Source organism: Myxococcaceae bacterium JPH2, assembly GCA_016458225.1.
Lineage (GTDB): Bacteria > Myxococcota > Myxococcia > Myxococcales > Myxococcaceae > Citreicoccus.
Genome location: JAEMGR010000032.1, coordinates 1 through 21,659, shown reverse-complemented (window position 1 = coordinate 21,659; position 21,659 = coordinate 1). Strand labels below are relative to the sequence as shown.

The following is a 21,659-nucleotide window of genomic DNA, read 5'->3' as shown; positions in this document are numbered from 1 at the left end:
GGGGTCCGGGAGCGTCAAGAACGGCCGTCAGTCCGCGTAGTTCGGGAGGTCGGCCAGTCGAATCTGGAGCTTCGTCACTTCGCCCGGACGGATGGGAGCGGACAACAGCTTGCTCGCGCCTTCGGAGCTGGCCGGGTCCACCACGCGCAAGCGGTAGGTCCCCACCGGAAGCGGGAACTTCTGCAGCGGAGTGGTCCCCAACTGCGTGGAGCCGTCGAACACCGCCGCGTGCAGCGGCAGCGTCGACAGTGTCAGCCAACCCAGGCCCGCCTTCGCCGCGCCCTTCGACGTGCGCGTGTCGAGCACCTGAGCCATGCCATCGGGGTTCTGCGTCACGGTGGTGACGGGCTCCTCCGCGGGCGTGCGCTGAGGCGCGGGCGCCTCGGGAGTCGCCGGGCGACCTCGCTTGCCCTTGGCCGCGACCGCGTCCTCCGGCGTCCCCGGACGATGCGCGGGGCTGGCGCTCTCCTTGGTTGCGCGCGTCCCCTTGCTCGCGGTGGCGGCCTTGGTGTCCTTCTTCTCCTCGACGACGGGCTCCTCGACCTTGGCGGGCGGCTCGGCCGGGGCGGGAGGTGGCGGCGTCGGCTCGGCGGCCGGGGCCTCGTGCTGGACGAAGGTGGCGGGAGGACCGCTGCGGGGTGCTGGCGGCCACTTCGCGTCCGCCGTGGGGTCCTGAGGCGCGGGCGGATCCAGCTCGTCCTTCACCCACTTCTTCGCGGACTCATAGGCGGGCACGAACATCTTGCGCACGGGCTCGCGCGACACGAGCACGCCCAAGCCCGCGATGATGCCCAGCCAGACAATCTTTCCAAGCCAACCCGAGCCCTGCTTGCCACTCGCCGGCGTCTCTCGTGGCGTGTCGCTGCGCGCGCCAGCAGAGCGCCCCGACCGCGCGGGCGTCGCACCGGGCCGCGGTGGCCGAGACTTGAAGCGCTGCGTCTGCAGGTCGCTCGGCTCGTTGAGGGCTTCCTCGACACCCGTCTGCGCGGAGGTCTCGTCTGCCTCGGGCTTCGCGACGAGCCGTGGGCGCGGAGTCCGTGACGGGGCCCCCTCGGGAGTACTGTCCCCCCGAGGCGCGCGCGCGGGCGCCGCGGCATCCGCGCCTGCCGGGCGAGGCGTCCGCGTGCCTGGGGACGTATCGACCGTGCGCCCCGTTCGAGGCGCGTGGGCAGGCTCGGGGCGACGCGCGGGCAGGCTGCGCGTCGGCGTGTTGGAGTCCGAGGGGACATCCGGCGTGAGCCGTGGGCGTGGCGGGGCCTTCGCCGACGCGGCGCCGTCCGTGCCATCGTCCTGCTGAAGCGCGCCGGCGGCCTCGCTGACGCGGGCATCCTCGGCCCGGCTGGCCAGTTCCAGGAGCGTGCGCGTCTTCTGGCGCTTCTCCTCGAAGAGTTCGCCCATGACGGCCACCATGCCGTCTTCGTCGAACAGCTCCGAGCCCAGCGCGGCATCGATGGCGCGCGCCATCTCGCGGCACGTGGCGAAGCGCTTGGAGGAATCCCGCGCGAGCGCGCGCATCACCACCGCGTCCAGCGCCTCGGGCACCCCGGGATTGACCGAGCGAGGCGAGGGAATCTCGTCGCTCACGATCTGCATCATCACCGCGGCTTCGTGAGGCCCGTTGAAGAGACGCTGGCCCGTCAGCAGCTCATGCAGCATCACGCCCGCGGAGAACAGATCGCTGCGGCCGTCCAACGCCTGGTTGCGAACCTGCTCCGGGGACATGTAGCCGCTGGTCCCCTTCACCGTCCCCACCTGCGTGCGACCGAGCTTCCCGCGTGCCTTCGCGATACCGAAGTCGATCACCTTCACGACACCGTCGTAGGTGATCATCACGTTCTTCGGCGAGACGTCGCGGTGCACCACCGCCACGGGCTTGCCGGCGGGATCCGTGAAGTGGTGCGCGTAATGCAGCCCCAGGCACGAGTCGCGCAGCACGCGCGCCGAGAACCCGACAGGGAGCGGCTGGCCCTTGCGAGCGGCCGCCTTCACCACCTGCTCGAGGTTCTGGCCGGGCAGGAACTCCATGGCGAGGTACAGCTCGCCGTCCTCCTCGCCCAGATCGAAAACCTGTCCGATGTTGGCGTGGGAGAACGCCGCGGTGATGCGCGCCTCATCCAGGAACATCTTGACGAACTGGTCGTCCTTCTTGATGTCCGGGAGGATCTGCTTCACCGCGACGAACTTGCGGAAGCCGCCGGGCCCCGAGGTGAAGGCCAGGAACAGCTCCGCCATTCCCCCCATCGAGAGGCGGGTGAGAATCTCGTATTTTCCAATGCGCCGCCCCCGATCGGGATCAGCTCCGGCGCCTCCCTGCGTACTCATGTGCCGCAGCATGTTACCCGGCCGCGACCTCACCGTCGATTGACAACGCGTCGAAAAGACCCCAGGTCCGCCCCTCCGCTCGTGCGAGCAGCGGATCCGCGACGCGAAAAAGGGCGCGCGGGCGCTCCCGCAACGCGCCTTGACGCATCAGGCCGACAGGGCAGCGCCCCACCTTACCCAGCGGGAGGCGGACGGCGAGTCAGCCACGCCGCCACTTCGCTGACGCGAGGGAGCGCGGCCACGGCGCCCAGGCGGGTCACCACCTGAGCGCCCACCGCGCACGCGAACGTGCAGAGCGACTCCAGCTCCGCGCGCGTCGCCTGCGCGAGCGCTCCAGGCGTTCCGTACCAACGCACCAGTCCGTGCAGGAGCCCCGCCACGAAGCCATCGCCCGCGCCCGTGGTGTCCACCACGTCCACGCGCGGGGCCGGGACATGAACCTGCTCCCCGTTCCAGAGGAAGACGACGCCGCGCTCGCCCAGCGTCACCACGGGCAGTCGCACGCCCATGGCGGACAGCGCCGCCAGCGCGTCCTCGGGCGTCGCCGCGCCGGTGCAGAAGGAGATCTCCTCCTCGGACAGCTTCACCACCGAGCACAGCGGCAACAGCTTTCCGAGCAGCGCCTTCAGTTCGCTCGGATCCTCCCACGCATGCAGGCGCAGGTTGGGATCGCAGCTCACGATGCGGCCCGCGGCCCGCGCCGTCTCGAGGATGGTGACCATGGCCTCGCGCGCCTCGGGCAACAGCAGCGAGTTCGAGCCACAGTGAACCACCCTCCCACGAGAGAGGAACGTGGGGTCTACATCCGCGCGTCCGAGCAGGAACTCCGCGGAGCGCGTCCGGAAGAACGTGAAGGTGCGCTCCCCCTTCGCATCCAGGGAGATGAACACCAGCCCCGTGCGCGCCTCGGTCACCTGTCGCAGGTGACTGATGTCCACGCCCTCCGCGGCCAGCCGCTCCCGAAGGAAGTGCCCGAACTCATCCGCGCCCACCACGCCTACCATCGCCGAGCGAAGTCCGAGCCTCGCGAGCCCCACCGCGACGTTGGCGGGAGAGCCTCCGGAGCACGGGTGCCAGGACTCCACGTCCCGCACCGCGCGCCCCGCCGCCGCGGGGAGGAAGTCCACCAGGGTCTCCCCCACGCACACCACGTCCAGCGGCCCCGCGTCGCTCATGTCGCGCTGTCCTAGTCGAGCCCCACCTGCGCCATGAAGTCCACGCTCTTCAAGCGCCGGCCCAGGTGATGGGAGATGAAGACGTTGAGCAGTCCTCGCGCTCGGGCCCGAAGGTCCGCGGGCAGCGGCGTGCGCTGGCCCTCTTGCAAGGCACGCAGCCCAGACAGCAGCGCCACGGGGACCGCCACGGACTCGCGAGCCCGACCACCACACGGCTCGCAGACGGCGCCGCCGTGCTCTTGATCAAACCGAGGACGCTCGCCCGGAATCCCCCCGCACAGCGAGCAGGAATCGAACCGAGGCATCAGCCCCGCATGCGCCAGGACCGACAGCTCGAACGCCAGCAGCGAGGTGGGGCCCGCCTCCTTCGCGTTCAGCCGGACCAGGTACTCCTCCAGCAGCGTGAAGAGTTCAGCCTGCGGTTCGTGCTCTCGGGTCAGCTCGCGGCACAGCTCCACCGCGTAGAGAGCGCGCGCGATGAGGGACAGGTCGTCACGGGCCGCGTAGTACCCCGCGACGATGTCCGCCGCGTCCAGCCGGACCGTCGTCCCTCGCGTCTCCACGACATGGATGCGAAGGCGCATGAACGGCTCGAGCGCGCCCGCGAACCGTCGCTTGCTCTTGCGTGCCCCCGCGGCGAACGCGGTCAGCTTCCCGTGCTCGCGCGTCAGCACGGTCACCAGCCGATCCGAGTCTCCATAGTCCGTCGTGGACAGGACCAGTGCTTCGTCGACGTAGCGCTCCATGGCCCCGTTCAACGCCTCAGTGGCGAGGGAAGCTTCCCGGTCAACACGAGGAACAGGTACACGCCCGCGAGGACGAGCACCACGAGCGCGGCCAGGCTCACGTAGGCCCGCTTGCGCCGCTCGCGTTCGAGCTGAGCCGGAGCGGGCGCGGGCACGGCCTTGTCCACCTCCTCGTAGCGCAGCACGGCCTCCTCGGGAGACAAACCGATGACCTGCGCATACGCCCGGATGTAGTTCAGCACGAACACGCGCGCGGGCAGGCGCTCCACCTGCCCTGCTTCCAACGCCGCGACCAGGCTCGGGGGAATCTTCGTCGCACGCGAGACCTCCTCGCGCGACAACCCCCGCAGCTCGCGCTGCTGGCTCAGGTACTTGCCAAAGTCGACGTGGTCCACAGGCTCTCTGGGAAACGGACTAGAGGTGACCCAGCAGGCGGTGGCAATCGTCCTTCAGCCCCTGCTCGCTGGCCTTGGCCTTGGCCTCGCACTGCGAGAAGGCCTGCTTCGCGGCATCCACCTGCCCCAACTTCGCCTGGCAGACGCCCTCGCGCAGGTACGCGTCCGCGACCTCCGGGCAGTTCTCCCGGTATCGGCCGAACTGCCGGCACGCGTCCTCGGTGCGCCCCGTCTCGTCGTAGATGAGGCCGAGGTTCTTGTAGCCCAGGCAGAAGTTCGGGTTGAGCGTCACGGCCGACTTGATGCTCTGCAGGGCCTTCTCCGTCTCGCCCTTCTTGTACTGGGCCCACCCCAGGTTGCCCTGCGCGATGAACGGCGTCGCGTAGAGCATGTCGTTGAGGACCTCTTCGTAGAGCTTGATGGCCTGATCATACCGGCCCTGATCCAGCTCGACGTTGGCCAGGTTCGTGCGCGCCTCCGAGAACGTCGGCCGCAGCTTGAGCGCCTCTTCGTACTGCTCCTTGGCCTCCGCCGGCCGCCGGAAGGCGAGGTGCAGAAGGACGCCCATCGCGTTGTGCGCCTCCGCGTTCTCGGGGTCGTACTCGAGCGCCTTCTGGAACTCGCGCAGCGCGTCCTGAACGTCGCCGTTCTGCTGCTGCTGCACGCCCAGATCGAAGTGGATCTGCGAGCTGTTGCGTTCCTTCTCGGTGGGGACATGCACGCAACCAGCGAGCGCGACCGCCACAGCGAGAGAACAGGCGAGGAAGATGCGAGGCATGTGCTGGAATCCGGGGTACGAGGTCAGAAGGCCGCCAGGAAACGACCCAAGGTGGTGGCCACGTTGCGCTTCTCCTCGGCGCGCGCCTTGACCGCGGGCACGTGCTTCGGATCCTTGAAGAACACCGGGAGCGTCCGCAGCAACTCGTCCTGCTGCGCCGTCGCCATCGCGCGCCAGTTGGCGTTGTCCATCATGAAGCCCAGCGACTCCAGGAACGCGAGCGCATCGCTCTCGTCCTCGCGGAACTCCTCTGCGTTCTGGATGCGCCGGCCCGACACGTAGACGGCGCAGTCCTCGGCATCCGCCAGGTACAGGTAGATGAACACGCCCGCGCCCTGCCCTCCGCGCAGCCCCACCACGAAGGCCTGGGCGGCCCCAGCCTGCTTGCCGGGGATGGCCACATGCGGCGTGTTGAGCGGGGTGTGCAGGGCGAGGACCTGCTCGCGGCTGGCGGGCAGTCCTCGGTAGCGCTCGTCGATGGTGAACACGTGGGTCTCCGTTCCCCTCACGGCGCCTCAGCGCGTGGTGAGGGTGAACTCCTTCGTGACGTCCTGGGTATCCGCCGCGGTCGTCTGGAAGCGGATGAGCGGGTTGTCGATCATCACGTTGCCGCCACCCTCGTTCCCCTCCCCCATGATGACCCGGAACACGTGCTGCGGAGACGTGCTGCGCCGGCTCCCTGACGCCGACTTGTGGGCGATCAGCGTCACCGTGTTGTCGCCGGGCAGCAGGTTCTTGGTGACGTCCATCACCACCTGCTCCTCGTTGTTGCGCAGCTTCCGCACCCACCGCGAGTTCACGTACAGGTCGATGTCGTACTCCGTCATCCCCGGCACGCTCTGCTCCGTCACCAACCAGTAGCGCTGGGTGAGGCGCGCCGGCCCCGTCACGGCGGCGGTCGGTGTCACAGTCGCGGGCGAGGCGACGGGAGGCGTTCCCGCGGCCGGGACTGCCTGGGGCGCGGGCTCTTTCGTCGCCGCGGCGGGTACCGCGACAGGGGCGGGAGTCGTCGGGGGAGTCGGCGTGGGCGTCGTTGCGACGGGAGCGGCCGGGGCCGGCACCGACATCACCCGCGCCGCGTATCCCTGCGCCTCGATGTAGATGTTTCCCTGCTCGTCGATGCGGACGGTGGCCTTCTCGAACCGCTGGTTCGTCACACCGTCGATCTTGATGCCGTTGAGATAGACAGAGCCGGCGAGCGCCACAGCGGGGGCCGCGAGGACGGCGGCGGCGAGAACGGCGCGAGGAAACGTGCGGGGCATGGTCGAGCCTCCTGGGAATCTTCAACAGTCCCGGGGACTTGCAACGACTTATCGCACCCTGCGGGACGGGACAAGGCGCGCGTGTGCTCGCATGGAGCGCACGAACACCTCGGAGATTCATCTCATCCCAAGCTCAGGGGGCCGTGGTGGGCTCGGGCTCCCCCGTCGTGGGCAGCTCTCGCTGGGCCAGCGCCCAGTCGCCGCCCAGGCCATGGCCCTCGCGGAACCGCCGGAAGTCACGCCGAACAGCGCGGGGATAGCGCCGGAACCGGTCCAGGTCCCCGGCCTTCATGGCATCGCGGATTCGGGTAGGGCCCGCGTTGTAGGCCATGAGCGCCAGGTCCAGGTCTCCGCCGAAGCGGTCCTGCAGCGTCCTCAGGTAGCGAATGCCCAACCGGAGGCACAGCGCCGGATCGGACATCACCTCCTCGCGGGACAGTCGCAGCCCCTCCTTCTCCGCCAGGAAGTGCAGCGTGCTGGGCTTGATCTGCATCAGCCCGCGCGCTCCCTTCTCGGAGAGGGCTTCCTCCTCGAAGTCGGACTCGACGTCGATGAGCGCGAGCACCAGCAGCGGATCATACCCCGTGCGACGAGACTCCTCGTCAATGGCCTGCCCGAGCCGACGGCGCAGGGTGAGCCCCAGGTCCGGCGCCCGCTTGGCGAGGACGACGTCGATGAGCGCCCCCTCGGGAGACACCGACTCGGCCACCACCGCCTCAGGGACCATCGGCTGCGCCGACGGGTCCTCCAGGAGCGGGACCACCCGCGCTGACACCACGAGCGCCACACCCGCCAGCATGGGCAGGCGGGAACAACCTGAACTCAGGGCATGGAGTCGCTCGAAAAACCGTGACCCCAAGGACCTCCCGCCCGAGGCGGAAGAGGTCGTCACTTGCGGTGCTCCAGGTCCTGGATTCGCGCGGCCAGTCGCTCCAACCGGCTGCCAAACGCCTGGAGTTCCTCGCGCCGGGGCAGCTTCAGCCGCGACAGGGCCGTGCGTACCCGGTCCTCCACGTTGTGCTCCAGGTCCTTGCGGTGCCCCGTCAGGCGCTCGGTCCACTCCCGCGCCTGCCGCTTCACCTCGTCCTGGCTCCACCCCGCCACGGACGCCACCCGCTGGACGGCCCGCGAGGCCTCTTCTTCCGCGGTGTTCACCGCGAGGAGCGCCTGGCTCCAGATGCGCTCGAACGTCTCGGCAACCGGGTGCTTCTCTCGGGGGGCCTCGGGCTTGTTGTCCATGGGGTCGCTCCGGGAGGTACGCCTCGGACCCACTCGGGCCCGGGGGGGTGGATCAATTGGGAGGGGGCGGAAATAAGCACACCCCCGCGGCAAAGGGAACGACGGCCCGCTACCTCGGACGCCAGTCGTCCACTCGTGGAAAACCTGCGCAGCCTGCGAGCCCAGATGTCCTACCGAGGACGGTCAGGCGCGCGGTTCGGACGCGGAGTTGCCGGTGACCTTCGTCGCCCCATTCACGCGGCGCGACGGCTTGAGGAGCATGTCGAGCTTCTTCGAGAGCTTCGACAGCTCCTGGTTGAGGGTCTGCACCTGGGACTGGCTCGCCACGCCCACCGCCTCCACGACCTTGGACTGCAGCGTGTCCAGCCGCTTGCGCAGCCCCGTGCCCGCCGCGTCCACCTTCTTGCCCAGCTCCTGCACCCGCGGGTCCGCGAGCAGCTCCCCCGCCTGCAGCTTCGTCCACAGCTGCTGGACCTCCTTGGCGGCCTCCTGCCCGCGCGACTCCAGCGTCTTCATCACCTTGCTGGCCTCGCCCTCCAACCCCTCGAATCGCTTCTGCGCCTGCGCCAACTGCTCCTTCAGGAAACCCTCCACGTTGTGGGCAACGCCATTCTTCTCGGCCTGCTCCACCGTCTTCTCGCTCGTCGTCATGTGGCTCTCCCCCCGTTCATCGCGGGCATTGGGTTAACAGTCCGCGTCAACGTAACGCGCTGCGCCATAGCCGTCAAGGCGAGGACAGGGAAGCCCAGGACAAAAAGAAAACCGCCGCCCGGCGCGAGGCCGGACGGCGGCTGGACAAGCTTGAGAGGCTCAGGCGAGCCGGAGCGCGCTTAGGCAGCGCCGGTCGTCTGGGTGCCCTCAGGCCGCTGGGGCGGCGGGGCCAACGGGCCCGCGTCGCCGTGCGTGGCGGCCAGGGCGGCCTCCATCTCGTTGACCTCGTCGGTGGGGCTCTCCACCGCGATGTCGAGGTGCTTGTAGTTCGGCAGGCCCGTGCCGGCGGGGATGAGCCGGCCCATGATGACGTTCTCCTTGAGGCCCCGGAGGTAGTCCACCTTGCCGTTGATGGCGGCCTCGGTGAGCACCTTGGTGGTCTCCTGGAAGGACGACGCCGAGATGAACGACTCGGTGGAGAGCGACGCCTTGGTGATGCCGAGCAGCAAGGGCTCGCCCACGGCCGGGCGCTTCCCCTCGGACATGACCTTCTCGTTCTCTTCCTCGAACACCCACTTCTCGACCTGCTCGTCGACCAGGAAGTTGGTGTCGCCCACATCGGTGACGCGCACCCGGCGCAGCATCTGCCGGACGATGGTCTCGATGTGCTTGTCGTTGATCTTCACGCCCTGCAGTCGGTAGACCTCCTGCACTTCGTCCACCAGGTAGCGGGCCAGCTCCTTCTCGCCCAGCACCTTGAGGATGTCGTGCGGGTTGGCCGCGCCGTCCATCATCGCCTCGCCGGCCTTCACGCGGTCGCCGGAGTGGACGTTGATGCTCTTGCCCTTGGAGATCAGGTACTCCTTGGCCAGATCAGCACGCTGCTCGCCATTCACCTCGGGGGTGATGATGAGCTTGCGCTTGCCCTTGGTGTCCTTGCCGAAGGACACCACGCCGTCGATCTCCGCGATCGCCGCCGCGTCCTTGGGCTTGCGCGCCTCGAAGAGCTCGGCCACTCGCGGCAGACCGCCCGTGATGTCCTTGGTCTTCGTCGTCTCGCGCGGGACCTTGGCGATGACTTCGCCCGCCTGGATTTCATCGCCGTCGTTGACGGTGATGATGGCTCCCTGCGGCAGGAAGTAGCTCGCCTGGTTGCGCGAGGACGGCAGGTCCTTCACGTTGCCCTGCGCGTCGCGGATGGTGACGCGCGGACGCGCCTCCGGGTCCTTCGACTCGATGATCGTCTTGCGCGACAGACCGGTGACCTCGTCGAGCGTCTCGGACATCGTGACGCCTTCGATGATGTCCTCGTAGCGCACGACACCGCCGACCTCGGTCAGCAGCGGGATGGCGAACGGGTCCCACTCAGCCAGCAGGATGCCCGCCTCCAGCTTCTGCCCTTCCTTCACGAGGATGCGCGCGCCGTAGATGATCTGGTAGCGCTCGCGCTCGCGGCCGGACTCGTCGACGATGACGAGCTCGCCGTTGCGGTTCATGGCCACCAGGGTGCCGTCCGCCTTCTGCACCGTGTTGAGGGCCGCGAACTTCACGGTACCCGCGAACCGGTTCTCGAGGCTGGACTGCTCCGCGCGCCGCGTCGCCGCACCACCGATGTGGAAGGTGCGCATCGTGAGCTGCGTACCCGGCTCACCGATGGACTGCGCCGCGATGACGCCCACGGCCTCGCCGATGGACACCTTGCGGCCGCGCGCCAGGTCACGGCCGTAGCACTCCACGCAGATGCCGCGCTTGGCCTGGCACGTGAGCACCGAGCGGATCTTCACCTTGTCCAGGCCGCTGTTCTCGATGCGGCGGACGCGGTCCTCGTCGATCTCCTCGTTGGCGCGCACGAGCACCTCGCCCGTCACCGGGTCGAGGATGTCATCCAGGGCCACGCGGCCGAGGATGCGCTCACCCAAGGGCTCGATGATCTCGCCGCCCTCGACCAGGGCGCCAATGAACAGACCGTCCATCGTGCCGCAGTCGTACTCGTTGATGATCGCGTCCTGCGCCACGTCCACCAGACGGCGCGTCAGGTAACCGGAGTTGGCCGTCTTGAGCGCCGTGTCCGCCAGACCCTTACGAGCACCGTGCGTGGAGATGAAGTACTGGAGCACGGAGAGGCCTTCACGGAAGTTGGCCGTGATGGGCGTCTCGATGATTTCGCCGGACGGCTTGGCCATCAGGCCGCGCATACCCGCCAGCTGGCGGATCTGCTGGGCGCTACCACGCGCGCCCGAGTCGGCCATGATGTAGATGGGGTTGAAGGACGGCTGCTTGCGCGTCTCGCGCTTGCCATCCTTGTCGCCCGTCGCCTCGTCCTGGGAGATCTGCGCCATCATCTCCTGGGCGACCTTCTCGGTGATCTCCGCCCAGATATCGATGACCTTGTTGTAGCGCTCACCGTCGGTGATGAGGCCCTCGAGGTACTGGTTCTCGATCTCCGCCACTTCCTTGCGCGCGAAGTCCAGGAACTCCTGCTTCTTCGCAGGGATGATCATGTCCTTGAGCGCGATGGAGATACCGGCGCGCGTGGCGTGGAAGTAGCCGAGGCTGCGCACGCGGTCCGCGAGCAGCACCGTCTCCTTCTCGCCCGTGAGGCGGTAGCAGAGGTCGATGAGGTTACCGAGCGACTTCTTGTCGAGCACCTTGTTGATGGCGTCGAAGCCCACCTGGCGCGGGACCACTTCCCACAGCAGCACACGGCCGACCGTGGTCTCCTTGCGCTTGCCGTTGATGCGGCACACGACCTTGGCCTGCAGGTGCACCTCACCGTGGTCGTACGCGGCGCGCACTTCCATCGGGGAGCTGAACACGCGGCCCTCGCCGTTGGCGAACTCGCGGGCGCGGGTCATGTAGTAGATGCCGAGCACCATGTCCTGCGTCGGGACGATGATGGGCTTGCCGTTCGCGGGGCTGAGGATGTTGTTCGTCGACATCATCAGCACGCGGGCCTCCATCTGAGCTTCGATGGAGAGCGGCACGTGGACGGCCATCTGGTCGCCGTCGAAGTCGGCGTTGAACGCCGCGCAGACCAGCGGGTGCAGCTGGATGGCCTTGCCCTCGATCAGCACGGGCTCGAAGGCCTGCATGCCCAGACGGTGCAGCGTGGGGGCGCGGTTGAGGAGCACCGGGTGCTCACGGATGACGTCCTCGAGGATGTCCCAGACCTCGGGACGCTCCTTCTCCACCATCTTCTTCGCTGACTTGATGGTGGTGACGTATCCCTTCTCTTCGAGCTTGTTGTAGATGAACGGCTTGAAGAGCTCGAGCGCCATGATCTTCGGCAGGCCGCACTGGTGCAGGCGCAGCTCCGGACCCACGACGATGACCGAGCGGCCCGAGTAGTCCACGCGCTTGCCGAGCAGGTTCTGGCGGAACCGGCCCTGCTTGCCCTTGAGCATGTCGGACAGCGACTTCAGCGGCCGCTTGTTCGGGCCGGTGATGGTCTTACCGCGGCGGCCGTTGTCGAACAGCGCGTCCACGGCCTCCTGCAGCATCCGCTTCTCGTTGCGGATGATGATGTCCGGCGCGTTCAGCTCCTGGAGCCGCTTGAGGCGGTTGTTCCGGTTGATGACGCGGCGGTACAGGTCGTTCAGGTCGGACGTCGCGAAGCGGCCACCGTCGAGGGGAACCAGCGGGCGCAGGTCCGGCGGGATGACCGGAATCACGTCCAGCATCATCCACTCGGGCTCGTTGCCAGACGCGCGGAACGCCTCGGCCACCTTCAGGCGCTTGGCGTACTTCTTCCGCTTCGCCTCGCTGCTCGTCTCGCGCATGTCCTTGCGGAGCGCCTCGGACAGCTCGGCCACCTTGATGTCCGCCAGCAGCGTGCGCACAGCCTCGCCACCCATGCCCGCGGTGAACGAGTCCTCACCGTGCTCCTGGTAGAGCCGGTGCAGCTTCTCCTCGCTCACCAGCTCGCCCTGCTGCAGCGGCGTCGCCTTGGGATTGAGGATCATGTAGCTCTCGCAATAGAGCACCTTCTCCAAATCCTTCAGCGTGATGTCGAGCAGGTTGCCGATACGGCTCGGCAACGACTTCAGGAACCAGATGTGGGCCACGGGCGTGGCCAGGGTGATGTGGCCCAGGCGCTCACGACGCACCTTGGACTGGATGACCTCCACGCCGCACTTCTCACACACCACGCCCCGGTGCTTCATGCGCTTGTACTTGCCGCAGTTGCACTCGTAGTCCTTCACCGGCCCGAAGATGCGAGCGCAGAACAGGCCGTCCCGCTCGGGCTTGAAGGTGCGGTAGTTGATGGTTTCCGGCTTCTTCACCTCGCCGTGCGACCACTGGCGGATCTTGTCGGGCGACGCCAAAGCAATGCGAATGGCGTTGAACGACAGCGGGTCCTTCGGCTTCTCGAAGAAGTTGAAAATGTCCTTCACGTTGCCTCCGAAAACTTTCTGAGCGCCTCAGGCGCCAAATGTTTCGGGCCCCCGCCCCAGAACGGGCCGCCCGCTCCCTCGACGAGGGAGCGGGAACGACCCGTCAGGCGGGCGCACCGGCTTCTTTAGGCCTCGGTCCCGGTCTTCCGGTCCTCGCCGTCGCCACCACCCAAGAAGTCGCCGCCGAAGCTGCGCTGCCGCTCGGGGGGCGCGCTCTCGAGCAACTCCACGTCCAGGGCCAGCGACTGGAGCTCCTTGAGCAGCACGTTGAACGACTCGGGCAGGCCGCTCTCCAGGACGTTGTCGCCCTTGACGATCGCCTCGTACATGCGCGTCCGGCCCACCACGTCGTCCGACTTGACGGTGAGGAACTCCTGCAGCGTGTACGCCGCGCCGTAGGCCTCCATCGCCCAGACTTCCATCTCTCCCAGACGCTGACCGCCGAACTGGGCCTTGCCGCCCAGCGGCTGCTGGGTGACGAGCGAGTAGGGCCCGATGGACCGGGCGTGGATCTTCTCGTCCACGAGGTGGTGCAGCTTGAGCATGTACATCACGCCCACGGTGACGTTCTGGTCGAACGGCTCTCCCGTGCGGCCGTCGAACAGCACCATCTGACCGGAGCGCGGCAGGCGGCCCTCGTCGAAGAGGTTGTGCAGCTCCGTCTCGCGGGCGCCGTCGAACACCGGCGTCGCGACGTGGATGCCCTTCTTCAGACGACGGCAGAGGTCCTGGACCTCCTCATCGGACAGCGTCTCCACGAAGTCGCCGAAGGCCTTGTCGTCGTAGATGGTCCTCAGCTGCTTCTTCAGCTGCTCGCCGCTGTACTTCTCCTCGATGTAGCGCTGGAGCTGCTCGCCCACGCCCTTGGCCGCCCAGCCCAGGTGCGTCTCGAGGATCTGCCCGATGTTCATGCGGCTGGGCACGCCGAGCGGGTTCAGGACGATGTCCACCGGACGCCCGTCCTCCAGGAACGGCATGTCCTCCTCGGGGAGGACGCGCGACACGACACCCTTGTTGCCGTGACGGCCGGCCATCTTGTCGCCCACGGCCAGCTTGCGCTTGATGGCGACGTACACCTTCACCATCTTGATGACGCCCGGAGGCAGCTCGTCGCCCTTCTTGATGCGGGCGATCTTCTCGCCGAAGGCCAGCTTCACGGCCTCCTTCGTCTCCTCCAGGTTGCGCAGGATGTCGCGCAGGCGCGAGTCCAGCGGATCCCCGACGGAGATCTCGCCCCAGTACTTGTACGGCACCGTGGCCAGCAGCTCGTCGTTGAGGATGTCCCCCTTCTTCAGGAGGATGCGCCCCTTGTCATCCACGAGCTTGCCCTGGACCTCCTTGCCGCGGACCAGGCCGCGGAGGCGGCTGTAGGCGCTGTCCTGGAGGACCTTGATCTCGTCGTTCTGGTCCTTGAGGAGCTTCGCCTCCTCCATCGACTCGATCTGCTTGGCGCGCTCGTCCTTCTCCACGCCCTTGCGGCTGAACACCTTGGCGTTGATGACGGTGCCCACCACGCCCGGAGGCACGCGGAGGCTGCTGTCACGCACGTCGCCGGCCTTCTCACCGAAGATGGCGCGGAGCAGCTTCTCCTCGGGGGAGAGCTGGGTCTCGCCCTTCGGGGTGATCTTGCCCACCAGCACGTCGCCGGGCTTCACCTCGGCGCCAATGCGGATGATGCCGCTCTCGTCCAGGTCCTTGAGGGCTTCCTCACCCACGTTCGGGATGTCGCGGGTGATCTCCTCCTTGCCCAGCTTGGTGTCGCGCGCGATGCACTCGAACTCCTCGATGTGGATGGACGTGAAGACGTCCTCCTTGAGGATGCGCTCGCTGAGGAGGATGGAGTCCTCGAAGTTGTAGCCCTGCCACGGCATGAACGCGACCACCACGTTCTGGCCGAGCGCCAGCTCACCCGTCTCCGTCGCCGGGCCGTCCGCGATGACGTCGCCCTTCTTCACCCGGTCGCCCTTGCGAACGATAGGCTTCTGGTTGAGGCAGGTGTTCTGGTTCGAGCGCTGGTACTTGAGGAGGCTGTAGATATCCACCTCGCTCGACACGTCGCTCAGGGCCGCCGGCGTCTCCGCCTTCACCACGATGCGGCTGGCGTCCACCGACTCGACGATGCCGTCGCGGCGGGCCACGCACGTGACGCCGGAGTCGCGCGCCACGATGGCCTCGATGCCCGTGCCCACGAGCGGGGCCGCCGTGCGCAGCAGGGGCACCGCCTGGCGCTGCATGTTGGAGCCCATGAGCGCGCGGTTGGCGTCGTCGTTCTCCAGGAACGGGATGAGAGAGGCGGCCACCGACACCAGCTGGTTCGGGGACACGTCCATCAAGTCCACGTCCTCGGCCTTGACCTGGATGAACTCACCGCCGCGGCGGCTCTGCACGAGCGCGTTGAGGAACTTGCCCTTCTTGTCCGTCTCGGCGTTCGCCTGGGCGATGGTGTGCTTCTCCTCCTCCAGCGCCGAGTAGAAGGCCACGTCCGCGGTGACCGAGCCCGCCTCCACCTTGCGGTACGGCGTCTCCACGAAGCCGAACTCATTGACGCGCGCGTAGGTCGACAGCGACGCGATGAGGCCGATGTTCGGACCTTCCGGCGTCTCGATGGGGCAGATGCGGCCGTAGTGCGTCGGGTGCACGTCGCGGACTTCGAAGCCCGCGCGCTCGCGCGTCAGACCGCCAGGCCCAAGGGCGGACAGGCGGCGCTTGTGCGTCACCTCGGACAGCGGGTTCGTCTGGTCCATGAACTGCGACAGCTGGCTGGACCCGAAGAACTCCTTGATGACCGCCGTGACCGGCTTGGCGTTGATGAGGTCATGCGGCATGAGCGTCTCGATCTCCTGGAGGCTCATGCGCTCCTTGATCGCTCGCTCCATGCGGACCAGACCGATGCGGTACTGGTTCTCGAGCAGCTCGCCCACCGCGCGCACGCGCCGGTTGCCGAGGTGGTCGATGTCGTCGATGGTCCCCTTGCCGTTCTTCAGGTCGATCAGGTAGCGGATGACCTCGAGGATGTCGCGCTTGGTGAGGATCTGCCCGTCGAGCGGCTCCTCGAGGCTGAACTTGAAGTTCAGCTTGAGGCGGCCGACCTTGGACAGGTCGTAGCGCTCCGAGTTGAAGAACAGGTTGCTGAACAGGTTGGTCGCCGTCTCCGGCGTCGGGGGATCACCCGGGCGCAGGCGCCGGTAGATCTCCATGATGGCCTGCTCGGGCGACTCGATCTTGTCCAGCATCAACGTCTCACGCAGGTACGGACCCACGTTGAGGTTGTCGATGAAGAGGACCTTGAACTCCTTGATGCCGCGCTTGAGGAGCTCCTCGACCTTCTCCTGGCTGACTTCCTCGTTGCACTCGAGGATGACCTCACCGGTGTTCTCGTCCACCACGTCGTAGGCGGACACCTTGGTGAAGAGCTCGTCCACGTCGATGGGGAGCTTGGTCATCTTCGCCGCTTCAAGCTTCTTGATGGCGGCGCGGGTGAACTTGCGGTTCTTCTTGACGATGAGCTCGCCCGTCTTCGTCTTGATGTCGCGCGTGGCGCGCTGACCCGGGAGCAGCTCCAGCTCGACGCTCTTCTCGAACTCGGTGCCACTGAGCAGATAGATGGTCTCGGTGGCGTAGTAGTAGTTCAGGATCTCCTCGGTGGAGCCCTTGAACTCGAGCGGGTTCTTCTTGGCCGTGTCACTCACAGCGCCCAGGGCGCGAATGAGCACGGTGGCCGGCAGCTTGCGGCGCCGGTCGATGCGGACGTACAGCAGGTCCTTGTGGTCGAACTCGAAGTCGATCCACGAACCGCGGTACGGGATGATGCGGGCGTTGTAGAGCAGCTTGCCAGACGAGTGGCTCTTGCCCTTGTCGTGGTCGAAGAAGGCACCCGGGCTGCGGTGCAGCTGGCTGACCACCACGCGCTCGGTCCCGTTGATGATGAAGGTGCCGTTCTGGGTCATCAGCGGGATTTCACCGAAGTAGACCTCCTGCTCCTTCACGTCGCGGATGGACTGCGCGCCGGTCTCCTCGTCCTTGTCCCACACCACGAGACGGACGACGACCTTGATGGGCGCCGAATAGGTCATGCCACGCTGGTGGCACTCATCAACGTCGTACTTCGGCTTCTCCAGGTGATAGCTGACGAACTCCAGCGAGGAGGTCTCGTTGAAGTCGCGAATCGGGAAGACGGACTTGAAGACCCCCTGAAGGCCGAGCTCTTCACGCTTCTCAGGAGCGATGTCGGCCTGGAGGAACTTCTCGTAGGACTGCTTTTGGATATTGATGAGATTGGGAATGTCGATGATCTTCGCGATCTTCGCGAAGGTCTTCCGCGCGCGGAAATTGTTCTGGATCTGCGTCGGCATTCGGTCTCCGGGGACGGCTGCTCGGGCGGGGCAAACTTCAGTAACGCGCGGCGGCGCCGGGAAATTTGTCAACTGGCAAATGGGCAAAGCCGGCGCCCCAGCATAGGGAGCGCCGGCCTGCTCATCCGGTCAGGAAGCTGCCTGGAATTTCCCGAGAATCAGGCAGCTCCTGCGGGGTACTACTTGACCTCGACGGTGGCGCCAGCAGCGACCAGCTGCTCCTTGATCTTCTTGGCGTCGTCCTTGTTGACGCCCTCCTTGACGGTCTTGGGCGCGCCCTCGACCAGGTCCTTGGCCTCCTTCAGGCCCAGGCCGGTGATCGCGCGGATCTCCTTGATGACGTTGATCTTGTTGGCGCCCGCGTTCGCGAGAACCACCGTGAACTCCGTCTTCTCCTCAACAGGAGCAGCGGCGGCGGCCGGGCCGGCGGCCACGGCAACAGCGGCGGCGGCGGAGACGCCCCACTTGGCCTCGAGCTGCTTCACCAGGTCAGCGGCCTCCAGGATGGTCAGGGAGGAGAGCTGCTCAACAATCGCGTTCAGATCTGCCATGGAACTGTGTCCTTCTCTGTTCGACTAACGGCCAGCCACCCCGAGGGGCAGAACCGGCCGAAAAGGTTGCGGTAGAAAAACTTCTCGGAACGATTACTGTCCCTGCGCCTTGTCTGCATGGGCCTGAACGACCCGTGCCAGCTGGGACCCAGGAGCGGCGATGGTCCGCACCAGCTTGGTTGCCGGCTGGTTGAGCATGCCGAGCAGCTGTCCCCGGAGCTCGGTGAGGCCAGGCAGCTTCGCCAGGGCCTTGACGCCATTGGCGTCCACCCGGCGGCCGTCGACCACCGCGCTCCGAACCTTGATCGTCTCCAAGTCCTTGATGAACTCGGTGAGAATCTTGGCCGGGGCCACCATGTCGTCGTAGCTGATGCACAGCGCCACGGGACCGGTGAAGTCAGCAGAAATCACCGACACCGACGTGCCTTCAGCAGCCCGGCGCGCCAGCGTGTTCTTGATGACCTTGTACTCGACCTTGCCCTCGCGGAACTTCTTGCGCAGCTTGGTCACAGTCTCCACGTCCACCTTCGAGAACTCGGCCACCACGGCCGACTTCGTCTTGGAGAACTTTTCGTGGAGTTCCTTGATCAACTCTTCCTTCTCGCTCTTCTGCACCTTGACTCACCTCCTTTATGGCCCACCGTGGTCGGCGGGCGTGATGCCTGGGCCAAAGCGGCAGAGAGCGAGAGGAGCCTCCGAGAAGGCACCGCACCGCACCTCCAGTCTCGGCAGGGCTGACCTTACGGTCGTTTGAACCGGAGGAGGATGAGACGACCCGACCGGTTGCCCGGTTGCCAACGGGTGAGTCCCTACCGCCGTTCCGGTCCCTGCTGTCATGGACCAGGTCGGGACACCGTGTCTCGCGACATGGCGCCCCAATTGCAAAAGCCGGGGGCCTATACCCCCGGCTTCAGCAAAGATCCAGAACTTTCTGAGTGATGAATGTTGGGGAGTGGACCTGGCGCGCTCTTGCAGTGAGTCGTGCGCCTTCCAGGCCCCTACCCCGCCGGTTGACTACCGGTGACGGAGCAGGACCTCGGTGGTGTCGAGCTTGATGCCCGGACCCATCGTGGTCGAGATCGCGATGCCCTTCAGGTAGACGCCCTTCGCCGTGGCCGGCTTGAGCTTCATCACGTGATCCAGCAGGGCGTTGAGGTTGGCCTCGAGCTTGTCCGCCGTGAAGGAGGCCTTGCCCATCTTCGCGTGGACGATACCGGCCTTCTCCGCGCGGAAGTCGACCTTACCGCCCTTGGACTCGCGGATGGCCTTGGCGACGTCCATGGTCACCGTGCCGACCTTCGGGTTCGGCATGAGGCCACGAGGACCGAGCACCTTACCGAGGCGACCGACGACACCCATCATGTCCGGGGTGGCGATGACGGTATCGAAATCGAGGAAACCCTCCTCGATGCGCTTCTGCAGATCCTCGGCGCCCACCACGTCCGCGCCCGCGTTGGCCGCCTCAGTGGCGCGCTCGCCCTTGGCGAACACGGCGACGCGCACGGTGGCGCCCGTGCCGTGGGGGAGGACGACGGCGCCACGGACCATCTGGTCCGCGTGCTTCGGGTCCACGCCCAGGTTGATGGCCACGTCGACCGTCTGGTCGTACTTCGTCGCGCGCGAATCGACCGTCTTCTTCAGGAGCTGAAAGCCCTCGGCGATCGGGTAGCGCTTGTTGCGGTCCACCAGCTCGGCGGCCGCGCGGAACTTCTTCCCATTCTGAGCCATGACAGGATTCCTCGTAGGTGGGGGCGGACTAGCCGACGACGTCGATGCCCATGGAGCGCGCGGTGCCAGCAATGGTGTTCATGCAGGCCTCAAGCGACGCGGCGGTGGTGTCCTGGATCTTCTTCTTGGCGATCTCCTGGAGCTGAGCCCGGGTGATCTGCCCCACCTTCTCCTTGCCCGGCTTCTTCGCGCCCGACCCCTTCTTCTTCTCCGTGTGGAGACCCGCGGCCTTCTTGATGAGGATGGCCGCCGGAGGCGTCTTCAGGATGAAGGTGAAGGAACGGTCCTGATACACGGTGATGATCACCGGGATGATCAGACCTTCCTTGGCCTCCGCCTGGGTCTTCGCGTTGAACTGCTTGCAGAACTCCATGATGTTCACGCCCTGCTGACCGAGCGCGGGGCCGATCGGCGGAGCGGGATTCGCCTTACCGGCGGGAATCTGCAGCTTGACCTGTCCTGTAACCTTCTTCATCGGCTGACTGCTGCCTTTCGAGGGGGTGGTTCAGTCGGGTTGCCAGACGGGGCAACCCTCCCACCCATGGGTCCACGCCCAGAGGAGGCGTGGAAGCTTCGACTAGCCGGTGGTCTTCTCCACCTGCATGAAATCCAGTTCGACGGGGGTTGCGCGACCAAAGATGCTCACGAGCACCTTCACGCGGCCCTTCTCGGCGTTGACCTCTTCCACCGTGCCGTTGAAGTTGGCGAACGGGCCGTCAATGACGCGCACCGTGTCCCCATCCTCGAACTGCACCTTGGGCTTGGGCTTGAGGGTGCCCTCGGAGATCTGCGACGTCAGACGCGTCACTTCCGCATCCGAGATGGGCGTGGGCTGCTGGTTCTGCGCCGCGCCAGGGAAGCCGGTGATCTTCGGCGTGTTCTTCACCAGGTGCCACGTGCGGTCGTTCAGCTCCATCTGCACGAAGATGTAGCCCGGGAAGAACTTGCGGCGAGACGTCTTCTTCTCGCCCTTCACCATCTCGACGACCTGCTCCATCGGGATCAGGATCTCACCGAACTGATCCTGCAGGCCCTCGAGTCGAACCTTCTCCTCCAGGCTCTTCTTCGCCTGGTTCTCGAAGTTCGAGTAGGTGTGGACCACGTACCATTTCATCGCCATTACAGCTTCCCCCAGACAGCTGGCAGCCACTCCACCATCAAGTTGTAGGCGACGGTATCAATGAAGAAGAGCAGCACCGCGGCCACAACCGAGGCCACGACGACGGCCAGGGTCGACGCCCGGGTCTCCGACCAGGAAGGCCAGGTGACCTTCATCAACTCCGTGGCGACGTCCACGGACAGGGCGTGGCTCTTCGGGTTGACGTACGCGCCCACGACCAGCGCCAAGGCGAGCAGGTAGCCGACCAAGGACGAAACGCGCCAGCCCAATCCCTCAAAGAGTTCGCGGTCGTTCCAGCCAACCCGAGCCCACAACAGCCCGAAGACATGCTCCAGGAAGAGGGCGAGGACGATGCCGGCAACGAGATAGAAAATGACAACGAGCCGCTTCGGGTCCATGCCCGAGCGGTTAGCCTGCTGGCTGGCCTCTGATGCCGTCGCCATGGTGCCTCACGAGGACTGCGGATGCGGGACTGCGAAAAGGCAGGGACCCCCGGTACCTCTTGGCACCGGGGGCCCCGTACTGAAGCTGGCAGGCCAGGAGGGATTCGAACCCCCAACACGCGGATTTGGAGACCGCTGCTCTACCGTTGGAGCTACTGGCCTAAACCTTCGGTGAACTACCCGACCTAGACCTTACCTTCTTTGTGGTCCGTGTGCTTGCGGCACCGAGGACAGAACTTGCTCAACTCGAGCTTGTCCTGGCTCTTCCGCTTGTTCTTCGTGGTCGTGTAGTTGCGCTCTTTGCACGTGGTGCACTCGAGCGAGATGATGGAACGATTACCCTTCGGCATGGTTCATTTCACCAGATGCGAGAGGGGAAGGCCACATCGTAGCCCTCCCCTCGGCACTCAGTGCCCGTGGGGCCTGGTCGGCAAAGCCGACTAGGCGATGATCTCCGCGACAACGCCGGCGCCAACAGTGCGACCGCCCTCGCGGACGGCGAA

At 66.4% G+C, this 21,659-nt stretch carries 19 protein-coding genes and 1 tRNA gene; all 20 read right to left on the bottom strand.

Translation table 11 applies throughout. The features are described from left to right. Positions 1-27 precede the first annotated feature (27 nt). Positions 28-2,322, bottom strand: coding sequence for a protein kinase (locus JGU66_30900; GenBank protein MBJ6765195.1), 2,295 nt, complete (start codon positions 2,320-2,322; stop codon positions 28-30). 173 nt (positions 2,323-2,495) lie between these two features. Continuing rightward, positions 2,496-3,497, bottom strand: coding sequence for a carbohydrate kinase (locus JGU66_30895; protein ID MBJ6765194.1), 1,002 nt, complete (start codon positions 3,495-3,497; stop codon positions 2,496-2,498). 11 nt (positions 3,498-3,508) lie between these two features. Further along, positions 3,509-4,243 (bottom strand): DNA repair protein RecO, encoded by a 735-nt coding sequence (recO, locus tag JGU66_30890; protein ID MBJ6765193.1) that lies wholly within the window; start codon positions 4,241-4,243, stop codon positions 3,509-3,511. A gap of 8 nt (positions 4,244-4,251) precedes the next feature. Further along, complete coding sequence (locus JGU66_30885; protein MBJ6765192.1) at positions 4,252-4,638, bottom strand: helix-turn-helix domain-containing protein; 387 nt, start codon at positions 4,636-4,638, stop codon at positions 4,252-4,254. A gap of 19 nt (positions 4,639-4,657) precedes the next feature. Beyond that, complete coding sequence (gene tgl / locus JGU66_30880; GenBank protein MBJ6765191.1) at positions 4,658-5,416, bottom strand: social motility TPR repeat lipoprotein Tgl; 759 nt, start codon at positions 5,414-5,416, stop codon at positions 4,658-4,660. A gap of 23 nt (positions 5,417-5,439) precedes the next feature. Then, positions 5,440-5,904, bottom strand: coding sequence for a social motility and stimulation tgl protein (locus tag JGU66_30875; GenBank protein MBJ6765190.1), 465 nt, complete (start codon positions 5,902-5,904; stop codon positions 5,440-5,442). Between the two features lie 27 nt (positions 5,905-5,931). Continuing rightward, positions 5,932-6,678, bottom strand: a complete 747-nt coding sequence (locus tag JGU66_30870; protein ID MBJ6765189.1) for a hypothetical protein — start codon at positions 6,676-6,678, stop codon at positions 5,932-5,934. Positions 6,679-6,811: 133 nt separating this feature from the next. Next, positions 6,812-7,570: a lytic transglycosylase domain-containing protein gene (locus JGU66_30865; protein ID MBJ6765188.1), complete on the bottom strand. Its 759-nt coding sequence runs from the start codon at positions 7,568-7,570 to the stop codon at positions 6,812-6,814. Next, a complete protein-coding gene (locus JGU66_30860; protein MBJ6765187.1) occupies positions 7,567-7,917 on the bottom strand; it encodes a phasin family protein in 351 nt (116 codons plus the stop codon). The genes JGU66_30865 and JGU66_30860 overlap by 4 nt, the downstream gene beginning before the upstream one ends. A 183-nt stretch (positions 7,918-8,100) precedes the next feature. Beyond that, the gene (locus JGU66_30855) at positions 8,101-8,568 is read right to left on the bottom strand and encodes a hypothetical protein (protein ID MBJ6765186.1); all 468 of its coding nucleotides are present in this window, start codon (positions 8,566-8,568) and stop codon (positions 8,101-8,103) included. A gap of 179 nt (positions 8,569-8,747) precedes the next feature. Then, positions 8,748-12,962 carry a DNA-directed RNA polymerase subunit beta' gene (gene rpoC, locus JGU66_30850; GenBank protein MBJ6765185.1) on the bottom strand — a complete coding sequence of 1,405 codons (4,215 nt, stop codon included), beginning with the start codon at positions 12,960-12,962 and terminating at the stop codon, positions 8,748-8,750. Between the two features lie 125 nt (positions 12,963-13,087). Next, complete coding sequence (gene rpoB, locus JGU66_30845; GenBank protein MBJ6765184.1) at positions 13,088-17,314, bottom strand: DNA-directed RNA polymerase subunit beta; 4,227 nt, start codon at positions 17,312-17,314, stop codon at positions 13,088-13,090. A 179-nt stretch (positions 17,315-17,493) separates the two neighbouring features. Beyond that, complete coding sequence (rplL, locus tag JGU66_30840) at positions 17,494-17,865, bottom strand: 50S ribosomal protein L7/L12 (GenBank protein MBJ6765183.1); 372 nt, start codon at positions 17,863-17,865, stop codon at positions 17,494-17,496. 93 nt (positions 17,866-17,958) lie between these two features. Further along, positions 17,959-18,480 carry a 50S ribosomal protein L10 gene (locus JGU66_30835; protein MBJ6765182.1) on the bottom strand — a complete coding sequence of 174 codons (522 nt, stop codon included), beginning with the start codon at positions 18,478-18,480 and terminating at the stop codon, positions 17,959-17,961. 399 nt (positions 18,481-18,879) lie between these two features. Next, positions 18,880-19,593 carry a 50S ribosomal protein L1 gene (locus JGU66_30830; GenBank protein ID MBJ6765181.1) on the bottom strand — a complete coding sequence of 238 codons (714 nt, stop codon included), beginning with the start codon at positions 19,591-19,593 and terminating at the stop codon, positions 18,880-18,882. Positions 19,594-19,621: 28 nt separating this feature from the next. Next, positions 19,622-20,068, bottom strand: coding sequence for a 50S ribosomal protein L11 (rplK, locus tag JGU66_30825; GenBank protein ID MBJ6765180.1), 447 nt, complete (start codon positions 20,066-20,068; stop codon positions 19,622-19,624). A gap of 102 nt (positions 20,069-20,170) precedes the next feature. Further along, the gene (nusG, locus tag JGU66_30820) at positions 20,171-20,713 is read right to left on the bottom strand and encodes a transcription termination/antitermination protein NusG (GenBank protein ID MBJ6765179.1); all 543 of its coding nucleotides are present in this window, start codon (positions 20,711-20,713) and stop codon (positions 20,171-20,173) included. Beyond that, positions 20,713-21,156, bottom strand: coding sequence for a preprotein translocase subunit SecE (secE, locus tag JGU66_30815; protein ID MBJ6765178.1), 444 nt, complete (start codon positions 21,154-21,156; stop codon positions 20,713-20,715). The genes nusG and secE overlap by 1 nt, the downstream gene beginning before the upstream one ends. 86 nt (positions 21,157-21,242) lie before the next feature. Next, positions 21,243-21,318 (bottom strand) — tRNA-Trp (locus JGU66_30810). A gap of 23 nt (positions 21,319-21,341) precedes the next feature. Continuing rightward, positions 21,342-21,506, bottom strand: a complete 165-nt coding sequence (rpmG, locus tag JGU66_30805; GenBank protein ID MBJ6765177.1) for a 50S ribosomal protein L33 — start codon at positions 21,504-21,506, stop codon at positions 21,342-21,344. Positions 21,507-21,659: the final 153 nt, after the last annotated feature.